The sequence below is a fragment of the bacterium Unc6 genome (assembly GCA_013626165.1).
Lineage (GTDB): Bacteria > Omnitrophota > Gorgyraeia > Velesiimonadales > Velesiimonadaceae > Velesiimonas > Velesiimonas alkalicola.
Genome location: NDHX01000007.1, coordinates 25,621 through 39,056, shown reverse-complemented (window position 1 = coordinate 39,056; position 13,436 = coordinate 25,621). Strand labels below are relative to the sequence as shown.

Genomic DNA, 13,436 nt, shown 5'->3' with positions numbered 1-13,436 from the left:
GTTCGTATTTCTTTATAAAAGATGTGGATATGGAAAAGAAAGAAGAACAACTTAAAAATGGTCAACAGACACCTATGGGCGCACTATCGGAAGCACTGAGTGTAAGTTTCAAGCTGCTTCAGATTCTTATGGGATTGGCTCTTTTGATTTTCTTCTTATCCTCAATATTTACAGTAGAACAGTATGAGTCTGCGATAGTTTTAAGGTTCGGGAAGATTAGAGGGCTACCAGCAGAAAGGGTATTATCCCCAGGCCTTCACTGGGCTTTTCCATATCTGGTAGATGAGGTTGTTAAAGTTCCAACAGGACGTGTCCATACACTTCAGATAAACTGCTTCTGGGACAGAACAGGTAGAGAACAGGCTCGTTCTACACTTAAACCGGATATTGATGGATATGTTCTAACAGCAGATACAAATATTATTAATATAAATCTTACTGCAAGATATAAGATATCAGACCCTATCGCATATTTAGAAATTGCAAATCCTGAATATGTGTTATCCCGTATTATTGAGTCTGAAGCCGTAAAAGTATATGCGAGTCTGGCTGTAGATATTGCTATGTTTGAAAGACACAAGGCTGTAGAACTTATAAGGAAAAATGTTCAGGGCCAATTGGAAAAAATCAATTCCGGAATAATCATAGAAAGAATTGACCTTGAAGACATATCTCCTCCTTTCTTTGTGAAGAGAGATTTTGAAGAGGTTATCAGGGCAGGACAGGAAAGGGGACGAAAAATCAATGAGGCACTCGGATATTATAGCAAAACATTGGAACAGGCAAGAGGGGTCGCCACATCTGTTCTTGAAGATGCAAGGATATACAGCAACAGAACAATTGAGGAAGCAAGAGCCGATGCATCTTATTTTAAGAGCCTGTTTTCACAATATAAGGAAAATCCAAAAATTGTAAAAAATTTTTTATGGCAGAGTACAATAAAACGGGTTTTAGCAAAAACAGAGGATAAATATATAATAAAGAGAACAAGCCCCTCTGACCAGATAAGAATATTGATAGGAAGAGAAAGTAGGTAGGAGGTAGTAGATAGTAGATAGTAGATAGGAGGTAGTAGGTAGGAGGTGGGAGGTGGGAACCAATAACCAAACTCCAAGCACCAAACAATAACCAATGTTCAAGACCAAAACATGTGAAAAGCTGTCGTTTGGAATATTTGGGATTTGAAATTTTATTTTAGATTTTTCCCCTATCTACTATCTACTATCTACTATCTACTATCTCCTTAAATATTATGCATACATATAAACCTTCTATATCTTGTTCTCCTGAACGTAATGTTCAGATGAATATTGTATGGATTGAGATTGCCCTTACATTGATAGGGGGGGTTCTGATACTTAATTCATATCTTGCACAACAATTTCTTACATCAGGACAAACAGCAGCAGATGCATCCGCACTTGTGGGAAGTCTACTTCTTTCAATTCCTATATTCTACAATGTGATAAAAGATATATTGTCTGCAAGGATGCGTATGTCTGAACTTGTCGCACTTGCAATATTAGGGTGTTTTGCCATCGGGGATTTTAGAACGGCCGGAACAGTCGCTTTTCTTCTTCTTTTTTCGGAGTTGATTCTTACAAGAACAGCCACAGGCGCAAGAGCCTCTATAGAAAAACTCATGCATCTTACTCCTTCAATTGCACATCTTATAAAAGAGGAAAAAGAAGAAGATGTTCCCTCATCAACACTTAAACCCTCAGATATAATAAGGGTAAGGGTTGGCGAATCAATACCTGCTGATGGGAAGGTTGTTTCGGGCTATTCAAGTGTGCAGGAGGCATCTGTAACAGGGGAGGCTATCCCGTCTGATAAGAATATCGGCGATAATGTATTTGCAGGGACAATAAATCTCAATGGAGTTATTGATGTGTCTATTACAAAGGTAGGCATGGATACAACGCTTGGGAAAATACAAAAACTTATCACAGATGCTGAAAGAACAAAAACCCCTTTTATGAGAATTATTGATAAATATTCGGTTTGGTATGTTCCGACCATTCTTATGATTGCCGGCTTCATATTGTTTTTTACAAAAGATATAACAAGGGCAATTTCGGCAATCATTGTTGCCTGTCCGTGTGCCTTGATACTTGCAACCCCTACTGCACTTGTTGCTGCACTTTCTGCCGCAGCAAGACTTGGTATACTTATAAAAGATGTGAATATATTAGAATCTTCGGCAGATATATCTTGTGTTGTTTTTGATAAGACAGGGACACTGACAACTGCTGATATAACAGTTTCAAAAATAAAGACAAAAAATATATCTGAGGATGAACTTCTTAAATATGTCTATTCTGTAGAAAGGCACAGCAATCACCCTGTTGCAAAAGCGATAACCGATTTTGCGAAACAAAAGGAAATATCATTTTTAGATACGAAAAATATCATTGAAACAGCAGGCAAAGGTATAAGTGCCATTATTGAGGATAAGACAATAAAAATAGGAAAACACAGATGGCTTGAAACAGAAGCAGTTAAAGAACTTGAAAAAGAAGAAGAAGAAGCGGGGCTTTATGTTTCTATAGACAATAGATTTTCAGGCGTAATATATATTGAGGATAAAACAAGGGATGATGCAAAAAATGCAACACAGCATCTAAAATCAATTGGATGCAAACACATATTTATGCTTACAGGAGATAAGTGGAACAGGGCAAAAAAGGTTGCAGATGAATTGGGATGCACAAATGTTGAAGCAGAGTGCCTGCCTGATCGTAAATTGAGTATTGTTAATCTACTGAAACAAAAATACAATGTTGCAGTTGTAGGCGACGGCATCAATGATGCTCCTGCACTTGCAGCAGGTAACATAGGAATTGCCATGGGAGCAGCAGGAAATGACCTTGCGATAGATAGTGCAAACATTGCGCTTATGAATAATGATCTTGGAAGAATCCCTGACATTGTGATTCTTTCAAGAAAGTCAAAAAATGTAATAAATCAGAATCTTCTGTTTGGGGCTTTGTTTGTTGTAACAGGGCTTCTGCTTTCAGGGTTAGGAATTCTTGGTCCTGTTTTTGCAGCAATTCTTCATACAGTTGGTTCAATTATTGTAGTATTTAACAGTGCAAGACTAATAAAGTTTGGAGACACAGGAATTTGACAACCGAAAAAACAGATCTTCCTGTCAGTAGACAAGTCCAACAGAATGGCACAGTTATTGATGTTATCGGATTAACAAAGACCTTCAAAGACTTCTGGCGCAGAGAAAGGGTTGCCGCTGTCCGGGATGTTTCATTTAATGTCCAAAAAGGAGAAGTTTTTGGACTTCTTGGTCCAAACGGTTCAGGTAAGACAACAATTATACACTGCATACAGGGGCTTCTGTTTCCGACCGGGGGAAGAATTTCCATCTTGGGATATCATCCCAGGGATATAAGAATAAGGCACCGGATAGGATATCAACCCGAAGAATCATATCTTTACAAATATTTAAACACAGAAGAAACACTTGATTTTTATGGGAAACTTTTTGGCATCCCATCATATGAACGAAAAAAAAGAATAGAATATCTTATAGACCTTGTGGGACTGAGGGCAGCGAAAAAAAGACCGTTGGGCGAGTATTCAAAAGGTATGGCAAGAAGACTGTGTTTGGCACAGGCACTTATAAATGACCCGGAACTTGTTATACTTGATGAACCAACCGCCGGTATGGACCCTCTGGGAACCCATCAGATAAAAGATTTGATAAAAGAGTTTCGTTCCAGAGGAAAGACAGTTTTCCTTTCAAGTCATCTTCTTGCAGATGTAGAGGATGTGTGTGACAGGATTGCCATTCTTTTTAATGGGTCGGTTTGTGCCACAGGTTCTATACAGGAACTTCTTAAAGACTCTTCAAAAATACAGATTCAAACGGGTTTATTATCTTCTCAAACTTTGGATAAAATAAAAGAATTAGTTTTATCTCAGAACCCCGACCTTCAATTTCTTGTTACACAACCGAGAGAGACATTAGAGGCGTTTTTCTTAAAAATAATACCTAAGTTATGAAGATAGGAATAATTGGACCGGGTGCGATAGGTTGCCTTTTTGCCGGATTTCTTTCAAGAGCAGGACAGGATGTCTGGCTGCTTGACCACAGGAAGGAAAGGGCGAAAGCTTTGTCCTCAGAATATATAAATATTGAAGGTATCGGGGGCTTAAAACAGGTGAAGGTCCATTCAACATCTGACCCCTCAAAGATAAAAGACCTTGAACTTGTCATTCTTGCTGTAAAATCATACAGCACAGAACAGGCTATAAGATATTGGTTGCCGTGTTTGGACTCTGCATTTGTTCTTACACTTCAGAATGGCATTGGCAATGCTGAAAGTATGAGCAGATTTATCAAAAAAGAAAGTCTGCTTGCAGGAACAACATCAGAGGGGTCTACTTTTCTTAAAAACGGTTGTATAAGGTATGCAGGCAAAGGCGAAACTATTTTCGGATATTTTTATAAACAAACAGGCAGTGCAGCCGGCGAGAGAATTAAAAAAATACTTAATGTTATAAAATCTGCTGGTTTTGATGCCAAAATTACAGGCAGGGTTTCTGATACACTGTGGACAAAGCTTGCGATAAATACAGGCATCAATGCATTAACAGCTATCTTGAAAGTTTCGAATGGAAAACTTCTTGAGTCAGAGTATTCATCAGATATTATGGATACTGCTGTCCAAGAAACAGTTTGTGTTGGAGATAAAATTGGTATAAAATTTTTATATCCTGATATGACAGAAAAAACACAAGACACAGCAAAACTTACATCACAGAACAGATCTTCAATGCTGCAGGATATTTTAGCAAAAAGAAAAACAGAGATTGATGCAATAAACGGTGCAGTTGTCCAAAATGCAGTACCATTTAATCTACCTACACCTGTAAATAAATTTTTATGGATGACGGTTAAGGCACTAGAACAAATGACAGAATACTCTACAACACCTTGAAACCTTATTTAAAGTGGGAAAGCATGAGACACTCATATTTTAATATAAATCAGGTTGCAGAAATTTTTAATACAGATGAAAAAACTATTCGGGATCTGGTCTGTAAAAAACTTTTACCCCGCAAGGTAGCAAAAGGTGATTACATTTTTGACAAACTTAAAATACAATCCATTATTTATAACACAAAAAAAATGAAAAATTCTGTTATGTTCACAGGTGAAGAAACTATTGAAGAGGTGCTGTCATCTTTAAAATATTCGGTAAAAAACAAAATGATGGATTTTATAAGATATTATGATTTTTATATTGTTTCAATAATAATTATTATGTTGGGATTTTGGGTTATTTTTAAAAGATAAGTTTATTCAGGCATTTAGTGGGGTCAACTCTATTTTCTCTAAAAAACCAATGTAGTATTATTAAAAAAAGAAAATAGAGTTGACCCCATATAGCCTTTTAATGGAGGGGAAAATGACTGTGCCTGCGCAAGAACTATGTGATGTTTTGCGCAAGTTAGGGTTATTAACAAAAAAGCAATCAGAAAAGGTGTTGCTTGGACATTCTGAAAAAGACAGTCCCATAGAAGAAGTGCTTGTTGAACTGGGTTTTCTTTCAAGAAAAGAAGTTCTGAAAGTAATATCGGCACATTTTGGGGCACAGACAATTTCTCTTCTTGATTTAAAAATACCTGCTGATGTTATAAGCATAATTACACCTCAGGTTGCCCATCGCTATCGCATTATACCGGTCCAGTTTGAAAATAATACTCTTACAGTTGCTACATTTGATCCTGATAATCTTGTAATGATAGATGAACTGAGGATGCTTTTAAAATGTAATGTAGAGGTTGTTCGGTCAACAGAAGATGATATGAAAACATGTCTTGGGGTATACTATCCAATGGTATCAGAGACAGTTGATACAATGATACAGGGGTTAACCGAACAGGAACTCGCATTAATAAAAGAAGAGGAAAAAACAGTTTCTGTTGAAGAAGAAGAAGCTCCTGTTATTAAACTTGTTTCACTTCTTATACATGAAGCATTCAGGACAAGAGCTTCTGATATTCATATAGAACCTCTTTCAAACAGGTTGCGTATCCGTTTCAGGATAGATGGTGTGTTACAGGAGATTCCGGCACCTCCCAGAAGGCTTCAGGCTTCTGTTTTGCAAAGGATTAAGCTTATGGCAGGTATGGATATTGCAGAAAGAAGGCTTCCACAGGACGGACGTATTATGATTGTATTTGCCGGAAGGCAGCTTGATCTTCGTGTGTCTGATATACCCGGTATCCATGGCGAAAGTATTGTTATGAGAATACTTGACAAAACCGGAATGATGAAAAGTCTTCCTGAACTTGGTTTTATGGAAGAAGACCTTGAAAAGTTTGTAAAAATTATAGAATCACCCAATGGTATACTTCTTGTAACAGGTCCTACGGGAAGTGGGAAAACAACCACTCTTTATGCCGCACTTTCAAGTATAAATAAGCCCAACAGAAAACTTATAACAGTAGAAGACCCTGTTGAATACCAGATAACAGGCATTAATCAGGTTCATGTAAAACCACAGATAGGGCTTACATTTGCAAGTGGACTTCGTGCTATGTTGCGTCAGGCGCCTGATGTCATTATGGTAGGAGAGATGCGTGATTATGAGACCGCTGGTGTTGGGATACAGGCTGCACTTACGGGGCATCTTGTATTTTCAACACTTCATACAAACGATGCGCCAAGTGCCATAACCCGTTTAATTGATATGGGTATAAAACCGTATCTTGTTGCTTCTGCTGTTCAGGCGGTCCTTGCACAAAGGCTTATCCGGACCATATGTGAAAAATGTAAAGAACCTTATGAACCAACAGACCAGGAACTTGCAGCCGCAGGCTGGAAAAGGTCTGATTTAGAAGGCAGGATAATTTATAAGGACAGGGGATGTAATGAGTGTTCACAAACAGGTTTCAGGGGAAGAAAAGGTATATATGAACTTCTGATAATGAATGATAAGATAAGAGAACTGATATTTGAAAGATCTCCGAGCAATGTTATAAAAATGAAGGCAAGAGAAGCAGGAATGAAAACACTCAGGGAAGATGGTTTTAGAAAGGTGCTTGTAGGGATAACAACCCTGCCAGAAGTTTTGCGTATAACACAGCAGGATATAGCGTAAAAATAGTAGGTAGTAGGTAGTAGGTAGTAAAGACAGGTGACTGGCGACTGGTGCTCTGGTGCTCTGGTGCTCTGGTGCTCTGGTGCTCTAAGGAGGTCTATGCCAGATATAAGTGAAATTCTTCAGATGTGTGTGGATATGGGTGCATCAGATATACATCTGATTGTGGACAGTCCGCCTACACTTCGTCTACATGGTATATTACATAGAGTCTCTGGCGCGTCGCTTACACCTGATGATACAGAAGAATTGATGAAATCTATAACAAGTCCGGAGCATCAGCAGAAACTTCATGAACAGGGAGGAATGGACTTTGGTTTTGCATTCGGGGATGTTGCAAGATTTCGTGTTTCAATACATAAACAAAAAGGAACAATTGGGGTTGCACTTCGTATGATTCCTAAAAAACTTCTTACCTTTGAGCAGATTGGAATTCCACCAGGTATAAAAGACATACTACATAAACCGAGGGGACTTATACTTGTAACAGGTCCTACGGGAAGTGGAAAAACAACAACCCTTGCAACGATGCTTGATTATATAAATGTTGAACGGGACTGTCATATCATTACAATTGAAGATCCGATAGAATATTACCATACGCATAAAAAAGGTCTTGTTACCCAGAGAGAACTCGGGGTAGATGTTCCGTCTTTCAAAGAGGGACTTGTAAGGGCGCTTCGTATGGATCCTGATGTAGTACTTGTTGGTGAAATGAGGGATCTTGCCACAATTGAAGCGGCTGTTATGGCAGCAGAGACAGGTCACCTTGTTATGGCAACACTTCATACTGTAAGTGCGGCACAGACAGTTGACCGTATTATAGATGTATTTCCTACACACCAGCAGGACCAGATAAGAACACAACTTTCAACCAGTATTCTTGCGATATTATGTCAACAGTTACTTCCCAAAGCAGATGGCAAAGGAAGGGTTGCAGCCTTTGAGATTATGATAACCACATCTTCAATACAGGCCTTGATAAGGGATAAAAAAACATATAGAATTACAAGTGATATACAGACTGGCGCAAAATATGGCATGCAGACCTTTGATGCACATCTTTTTGATTTATATGGAAGAGGTATTATTTCATATGGTGAGACAATAACAAAGTGTTTTGACACTGAGCAGATGCAGGCAAAGATAAAGGAAATATCGCAGAAAAAAAGTAGGTAGGAAATAGTAGATAGTAAATAGTAGTAGATAGTAGATAGTAGATAGTAGATAGAAGATAGAAGATAGAAGATTAAAGTTAAGGTGACTGGTAACTGGCAACAGATAACAGGTAAAAGCTGTCGTTTGTAAAGACGGGATACGAAATACAGGTGTCCTGGTGATAGGTGCTAGGTGATATATGGTTGAAGAAAGAAGAATATATAGACCGCTGGGGAGAATGCTAAAAGAGGCGGGACTTGTAACAGAGAAACAGCTGGAACAGGCGCTTGAAGAACAAAGAACATCCGGAAAGTTTCTTGGAAGAGTTCTTATTGAGTTGGGATTTGTTTCTGAAGAAGATGTGCTTCAGGCCCTTGGGTTTCAAGCGGGCATTGAAACAGTAGACCTTGATAATTTAGAAATTCAGAGAAATGTTATAGATAAGATTTCGGCATCTGTTGCAAAGATATATAACATTATTCCGGTAAGATTTGAAAACAATACCCTCGCCATTGCAATAGCAGATCCATTGAACATAAATATTATGGATGACCTTCAATTTATGTTGGATTGTAAGGTTAAAAGTGTGGTTGCTAAGGAAGATTCTATCATAAGAGCTTTACAAAAATATTATGGGACAGAGGTAGAATCAATGAGCGATCTTATTGCTACAATGGAACAGGAAATTCCTGAAGTAACCGCCGCCGCAGAAGAAGAACTGGATATCGCAAGCCTTCGGGAAATGGCTGCACAGGCACCGGTTGTTAAACTTGTAGCTCTGATATTATCACAATCTGTTAAAGACCATGCAAGTGACATACATTTTGAGCCCTTTGAGGACGAATTCAGGATAAGGTATCGTATAGATGGTGTTCTTTATGATATGGTTCCCCCTCCCAAGCGTCTTGCAATCCCCGTAACATGCCGTATAAAGGTTATGGCAGATATGGACATTGCAGAAAGAAGACTTCCTCAGGATGGTCATATGCCCCTGCGAATAGGGCAAAAAAATATAGACTTTCGTGTTTCTACGCTTCCGACAGTATTTGGTGAAAGTGTGGTTTTAAGAGTCCTTGATAAGACAGTTGTAAGTCTTGATCTTAATCAGATTGGGTTCCCGGCAGATGTTCTCTTAAAACTAAGACAGATAATAGCCAAGCCAAACGGGATTGTAATTGCTACAGGCCCAACAGGCTGTGGAAAAACTACAACACTTTATTCGTGTTTAAGAGAGGTCAACTCTGTTGAGGTAAAGATATTGACAACGGAGGACCCTGTTGAGTACGATATGCCCGGTATTATACAGGTTCAGATAAAACCAAAAATAAAACTTACATTTGCTTCCTGTTTAAGGTCATTTTTAAGGCAGGACCCTGATATTATAATGGTAGGAGAAATTCGTGATACCGAAACTGCACAGATTGCTATACAGGCCTCACTTACAGGACATCTTGTATTTTCAACACTTCATACGAACGATGCGCCGGGTACAATAACCCGTCTTATGGATATGGAAGTGGAGCCTTTCCTTATTACATCTTCTATTGAAGCAATATTTGCTCAGAGATTAGTGCGTAAAATATGTCAACATTGCAGGACAGAATATACGGCTGATGATTATGTATTAAAAGAACTTGGACTTACAAGAAAAAATATAGAGGGGAAAAAACTATACTATGGCACAGGATGTGAAAGATGCAATAATACCGGCTATCTTGGAAGAACTGCAATATGCGAACTTTTTATTGTAAATGATACAATCCGTGAACTTATTCTACAAAGGGTTTCAACATCTGAATTGCGAAAGGCTGCGCAAGCGTTTGGTATGCGCACCCTCAGAGAGGATGGCCTTATGAAAATATTTGATGGGACAACAACAGTAGAAGAGATTATAAGAGAAACACAACTAGCAGGATGATTAAATAATTGGTGATAGGCAACTGGTGCTCTGGTGCTCTGGTGCCTGGTGCTCTGTTGCCAGTTGCCTGAAACAAGGGGGTAGGTATGCCTACATTTACATATAAATCAGCAGACAGAGCTGGGAAGGCTGCACAAGGGACAATTGATGCGGATAATGTTGCACAGGCTATAAATAAATTAAGAGACAAAGGACTTTATACAACAACTATAAATAAGGTAAAGACAAAATGGTGGGCCGGGGGCAAGGGACTTGCAAACATTACGATTGGAGCAGGTGTTAAATCCAAGGAGGTTACACTTTTTACAAGACAGATGGCCACACTTCTTGATGCAGGGCTTCCCTTGGTTAGAAGTTTAAATGTTTTAAGGGACCAGTGCAATCCGGGCGGATTAAAAAATGTTCTTTCAGGACTTGTAGAAAAAGTTGAAACAGGAAGTACATTCTCTGAGGCTCTTACCTTTTATCCAAAGGTATTTCCTAGGCTGTATGTAAGTATGGTAAAAGCAGGCGAAGCTAGCGGTTCTCTTGAGGTTGTATTAGAAAGACTTGCTGAATTTGCAGAAAAGGCAGGGAAACTTATTGCAAAGGTTAAGTCCGCACTTATATATCCGGCAGCAGTTATATGTGTGGCTACTATTGTTGTTGGGTTTCTTGTAACTTTTATTGTTCCGCAATTTATGACAATATTTACAGAGATGGATGTTCAGATGCCCGGGATTACTCTGTTTTTAATGAGCATAAGTAATTTTGCAAGAGAGAGATGGTATTTTGCCATATGCGGAATTGTGGGGATGGTTATATTGCTTAAGGTTTTGGTAAAAATCCCTGTTATCAATTATTACATTGATATGTTAAAACTACACATTCCGATAATAGGTGTTCTTTTGCAAAAGATAGTGATTGCTCGTTTTGCAAGAACATTGGCGACACTTATTACAAGCGGTGTTCCAATACTTCAGGCACTTCAGATTGTCCGAAACACGGTTGCAAATGAGGTTGTAAGTAAAGGGCTTGGGGTTGTTCATGACAATATCCGTGAAGGCGAGACCATTGCCAGGCCACTGGCAAAGGTGAAAATTTTTCCGTTACTTGTTGTAAGTATGATAGAGGTCGGAGAAGAAACAGGTGCCCTTGATCAGATGCTCGGAAAAATTGCCGACAGTTACGAAGATGATGTTGATACTACTGTTGCCGGGCTTACATCTCTTCTTGAACCAATTCTAATTTTAGGTATGGGTGGCGTGGTTGGATTTATAGTTGTTGCAATGTTTATGCCACTTGTTCAGTTAATGGGTGCATTAGGTGGTGGATAAAACAAGGTGACTGGCGACAGGGCACCAGGGCACCAGAGCACCAGAGCACCAGGCACCAGAGCACCAGAGCACCAGTTGCCTGTCACTGCAACCGGGGGAAAAAATGGAACAGGAAAAACTACAGAAACTTATTGAACTTATGAATCAAAATAGCCTTATTGAATTGGAAATAGAATCAGAAGGTGAAAGGATAAGACTTAAAAAATCCGGGGAAGCTAAAACATTAGTATCAACTGGAATTTCTGCAAGGGCAGTTGAACAGCAGGTTTCGCAACAAAAGGAGGAACCGCCACAGAATCTTATACCTATAAAGGCTCCTATGGTAGGAACATTTTATAGGGCCCCTGCTCTTGATGCCGCTCCTTTTGTGGATATAAATGCTGATATATCTGTTGGTCAGGTTGTATGTGTTATAGAAGCAATGAAGGTTATGAATGAAATAAAATCTGAGACGAAAGGAAAAATAAAACAGATACTTGTTGAAAATGTTCAACCCGTAGAGTTTGGTCAGACATTATTTCTTGTAGAGACACCTTGAATGTTTAATAAAATTCTTATTGCAAACAGGGGTGAGGTCGCTGTAAGAATAATAAGAGCCTGCAAAGAATTAGGGATAAAGACGGTTGCGGTATACTCTGATGCAGATACAGAATCTTTACATGTAAGACTTGCGAATGAATCAGTGTGTATAGGTCCTGCTTCAAGTAAGTACAGTTATCTTAATATTGCTTCTATTATAAGTGCAGCAGAAATAACAGATGTGGATGCAATACATCCCGGTTATGGCTTTCTTGCGGAAAATGCACACTTTGCAGAAATATGCAACTCTTGCGGGATTGTGTTTATAGGGCCAACTGTTGAGAACATAAAAGTGATGGGTAACAAGATGCTTGCAAAAGAAACAATGCGCAGGGCAGGTATTCTTGTAATTCCCGGAAGTTCATGTATTGTAAAAGATAAAGACGAGGCACTGAAGGTTGCCCAGAGAATACGGTATCCTGTAATTATAAAAGCATCTGCCGGAGGCGGCGGAAGAGGAATGCGTGTTGCGCACAATGATGTCCGTTTAGTGAGTGCATTTATGACAGCGCAGGCAGAGGCAGAGGCCGCTTTCGGCGATCCATCGGTATATATTGAAAAGTATGTTGAGAAGCCCAGACATATTGAATTTCAGATACTTGCCGATAAATATGGGCACGTTGTCCATCTTGGAGAAAGAGATTGCACAGTACAGAGAAGATATCAGAAATTGTTAGAAGAATCACCTTCTCCTGCGATGGATCCAAAACTGAGAAAAAGAATGGGTGAAGCAGCAGTAAGAGGGGCAAAAATAGTTGGATATGTAAATGCTGGAACACTAGAATTTTTACTTGATATAAACGGCAATTTCTATTTTATGGAGATGAATACAAGACTTCAGGTTGAACATCCTGTGACAGAACTTATGACAGGGGTTGATATAGTGAAGGAACAAATACTTATTGCTTATGGTGAAAAATTGACAACAAGACAGGAGGATATAAAATTTCAGGGTTCTGCAATAGAATGCAGGATAAACGCAGAAGATCCTTCAAAAGATTTTATCCCCTGTCCGGGTAAGATACAAGAACTATATCTTCCGGGCGGACCACAGACAAGGGTTGATAGCCACATATATAGTGGTTATACAATTCCCTCATATTATGATTCACTTCTTGCAAAAATTATTGTCTACGGGAAAAACAGGCCAAATGCTATAAAGACAATGCACAGAGCACTTGATGAAACAATCATTACACCTATAAAAACAACAATCCCTTTTCATAAGATAATATTATCAAATCAGGCATTTGTGCGAGGCAGGATTGCCACAGACTTTGTTGAAAACCTGCTCAGCGAGTCGTCAGGTAGTTAGATTTTTTAGTGGGAAAGAAAATA

At 38.9% G+C, this 13,436-nt stretch carries 11 protein-coding genes; all 11 read left to right on the top strand.

The genetic code is table 11. From position 1 onward, the window contains the following. Positions 1–29 precede the first annotated feature (29 nt). Positions 30–1,037 carry an HflK protein gene (locus tag B9J78_04185; protein MBA2124118.1) on the top strand — a complete coding sequence of 336 codons (1,008 nt, stop codon included), beginning with the start codon at positions 30–32 and terminating at the stop codon, positions 1,035–1,037. Positions 1,038–1,252: 215 nt separating this feature from the next. Then, on the top strand, positions 1,253–3,130 hold the full coding sequence (locus B9J78_04180; protein MBA2124117.1) for a hypothetical protein: 1,878 nt from the start codon (positions 1,253–1,255) through the stop codon (positions 3,128–3,130). Further along, positions 3,127–4,020 carry a multidrug ABC transporter ATP-binding protein gene (locus B9J78_04175; GenBank protein ID MBA2124116.1) on the top strand — a complete coding sequence of 298 codons (894 nt, stop codon included), beginning with the start codon at positions 3,127–3,129 and terminating at the stop codon, positions 4,018–4,020. Before B9J78_04180 ends, B9J78_04175 begins: the two co-directional genes overlap by 4 nt. Further along, on the top strand, positions 4,017–4,958 hold the full coding sequence (locus tag B9J78_04170; protein ID MBA2124115.1) for a hypothetical protein: 942 nt from the start codon (positions 4,017–4,019) through the stop codon (positions 4,956–4,958). Before B9J78_04175 ends, B9J78_04170 begins: the two co-directional genes overlap by 4 nt. A gap of 23 nt (positions 4,959–4,981) precedes the next feature. After that, on the top strand, positions 4,982–5,317 hold the full coding sequence (locus tag B9J78_04165; GenBank protein ID MBA2124114.1) for a hypothetical protein: 336 nt from the start codon (positions 4,982–4,984) through the stop codon (positions 5,315–5,317). 112 nt (positions 5,318–5,429) lie between these two features. Next, on the top strand, positions 5,430–7,127 hold the full coding sequence (locus B9J78_04160) for a type II secretion system protein GspE (protein ID MBA2124113.1): 1,698 nt from the start codon (positions 5,430–5,432) through the stop codon (positions 7,125–7,127). Positions 7,128–7,226: 99 nt separating this feature from the next. Beyond that, a complete protein-coding gene (locus B9J78_04155; protein ID MBA2124112.1) occupies positions 7,227–8,306 on the top strand; it encodes a type IV pili twitching motility protein PilT in 1,080 nt (359 codons plus the stop codon). A gap of 178 nt (positions 8,307–8,484) precedes the next feature. Next, positions 8,485–10,203: a type II secretion system protein GspE gene (locus B9J78_04150; GenBank protein MBA2124111.1), complete on the top strand. Its 1,719-nt coding sequence runs from the start codon at positions 8,485–8,487 to the stop codon at positions 10,201–10,203. Between the two features lie 86 nt (positions 10,204–10,289). After that, positions 10,290–11,519, top strand: a complete 1,230-nt coding sequence (locus B9J78_04145) for a hypothetical protein (protein MBA2124110.1) — start codon at positions 10,290–10,292, stop codon at positions 11,517–11,519. A 103-nt stretch (positions 11,520–11,622) separates the two neighbouring features. Beyond that, a complete protein-coding gene (locus tag B9J78_04140; protein MBA2124109.1) occupies positions 11,623–12,057 on the top strand; it encodes an acetyl-CoA carboxylase, biotin carboxyl carrier protein in 435 nt (144 codons plus the stop codon). Further along, positions 12,058–13,413 carry an acetyl-CoA carboxylase biotin carboxylase subunit gene (locus tag B9J78_04135; protein MBA2124108.1) on the top strand — a complete coding sequence of 452 codons (1,356 nt, stop codon included), beginning with the start codon at positions 12,058–12,060 and terminating at the stop codon, positions 13,411–13,413. Positions 13,414–13,436 lie beyond the last annotated feature (23 nt).